We start from the raw sequence: 2,501 nt of genomic DNA on the forward strand, positions 1-2,501 counted from the left end.
CACTTTGCGGGATAGTGTCGAAGATAGTTCGTTTTCAAAATCAATTTCATTCCGAACAAATAAATGATAAATTATTAGCAGACATTCAAGGAAAATCAAGAACGCAGACTTCTCAACATTTTTCAAAAACATTGAATATTTCTCTTGCCGAAAATAAAGGAACTAGAGAAGAAACCAAATTGCAACATTACCAATGGAGAAATGAAGCTTTGGCAAATGAACTCGATATGAAAATTTTGGCATTTATTATTACTGAAATCAACAATCAAATCAATCAATCCAGCGGTTATCTTGGCGATATTAGCGATAGAAGTAAGGAATTGTATTTTAATCAGGAAACGGTTGGGCAGTATCAATACAAACAACTTCAAGAAAATGTACACGCTAAACTTAAAAATCAAGTTTTTTACCGTCAGGATTATTTAGATGAATTTGAAAAAATTTGGGAAACGCAAGCGAAATTTCATCCCGAATTAAATGACAACCTCAAATCAGAAGTTCGAGATATTACGATTTTCTACCAACGAAAATTAAAATCTCAAAAACATTTGGTAAGCTTTTGCGAATTTGAAAAAGGACATAAAGCCATTCCAAAATCGTCCCCTTTGTTTCAAGAATTTAGGATTTGGCAGAATTTAAACAATGTTGTTGTTAAAAACGAAACTACAAAAGAGGTATTTGAATTGAGTGAAGAGTTGAAGCAATTAATCGCCGAAGAATTGCAGTTTAAAGAAAGTATGACCGATGTTCAGATGTTAACTTTTTGCGAACTAAAGAAAGGAACTCATACCGTTAATTTCAAAAAAATTGAAGGTAATAGAACCAATACTTCTATTTATAAAGCTTTTGAAAAAATATTGGAAGTAGAAGGATATGAAATGGATTTTTCTAAAATGAAACCTTTAGAAATAAAAGAAACTGTTGCTCCAATCTTCGAAACTTTAAATATCAATACTGTTATTTTAGATTTTGACCCAAGTATTCAAGGTAATGATTTTGACAAACAACCTTATTATCAATTGTGGCATTTATTATATTCGGCAGAAGATGATGATAAATTAAAAGAAACTTTAAAAACCAAATTTGGTTTCAAAGAAAATCACCTTCCGTTTCTTTTGAATATTAATCTTCAAGCCGATTACGGAAGTTTGAGTGCTAAGGCTATCAAAAAAATATTACCGCATTTGATGGATGGGCATATTTATGACAAAGCTTGTTTAATGGTAGGTTATAATCATTCCTCATCATTAACTACAGCACAAAATAACGATAGAGTTTTAAAGGATACCTTAGAATTACTCAAGAAAAACAGTTTGCGAAATCCTGTGGTGGAGAAAATCCTTAATCAAATGATTAATGTGATTAATGCTATTATGAAAGATCCCGCAATGGGAAAACCAGATGAAATTCGAGTAGAATTAGCTCGTGAGTTGAAAGCAAATAATGAACAACGAAAAAAAGCTACTTCGGATATTAATACCGCAACTACCGAACACGAAAGAATTAGAAAATTATTGCATTCCGAATTTAATATACCTAGAGTAACTAGAAACGATATTATTAGATACAAACTTTGGCTAGAAACTGGAGGAATTTCTTTATATACAGGAAATCCAATTAAAGCGTCTGATTTATTTTCCAAAAATTATGACATCGAACATATTATTCCAAAATCCAGATTATTTGATGATAGTTTTTCGAACAAAACGCTATGCGAAAGACAGCTAAATATTGACAAAAGTAACAAAACAGCTTATTCCTTTTTACAAGAAAAGCTTTCAGAAAATGATTTTGCTGCATATGAAAATAGAGTAAAAGATTTATTTAAAACAGGAAAAATAAAAAGCTATACAAAGTACAAAAAACTCTTAATGGCAGATAACGAAATTCCAGAAGGATTCATTGACCGTCAATTACGAGAAACACAATACATAGCAAAAAAAGCCAAAGAAATTTTATTGGAAGTTTCCAGAAATGTAACCGCGACTATTGGAAGCGTAACCGATAAATTGCGTGAGGATTGGGAATTGGTCGATGTGATGAAAGAACTCAACTGGGAGAAATACGACAAATTAGGTTTGACCCATATTGAAGAAGGCAAAAACGGAGAACGATTGTCTAAAATAAAAGATTGGACAAAACGTAACGACCACCGCCATCACGCAATGGACGCGATAACGGTTGCCTTTACAAAACCTGCATACATTCAGTATTTAAACAATTTGAATGCTAAAACACAAGGTGAAAATAAAGCTAATTCAATTATTGGTATAGAGAACAAGCATTTATATCGAGATAAAAACAACAAATTACGTTTCATTTCTCCTATGAAAAACTTTAGAGAAGAAGCCAAAAAGCAACTCGAAAGTATTTTGATTTCGTATAAAGCCAAAAACAAAGTAGTTACCAAAAATAAAAACACCACTAAAAAAAGCGGTGGAACCAATCAGAAAATTCAACTAACACCTCGTGGACGATTACAGACACTATCCCGCAAAGTG

The 2,501-nt window shown here is 31.8% G+C and carries 1 protein-coding gene; it reads left to right on the forward strand.

Annotation, left to right across the window (positions count from 1 at the left end):
* The coding region (cas9, locus tag B0A57_RS11725) for a type II CRISPR RNA-guided endonuclease Cas9 (RefSeq protein ID WP_106407975.1) at window positions 1-2,501 on the forward strand (2,501 nt) is incomplete at both ends.

This window comes from Flavobacterium psychrophilum DSM 3660 = ATCC 49418 (assembly GCF_002217405.1).
GTDB lineage: Bacteria > Bacteroidota > Bacteroidia > Flavobacteriales > Flavobacteriaceae > Flavobacterium > Flavobacterium psychrophilum.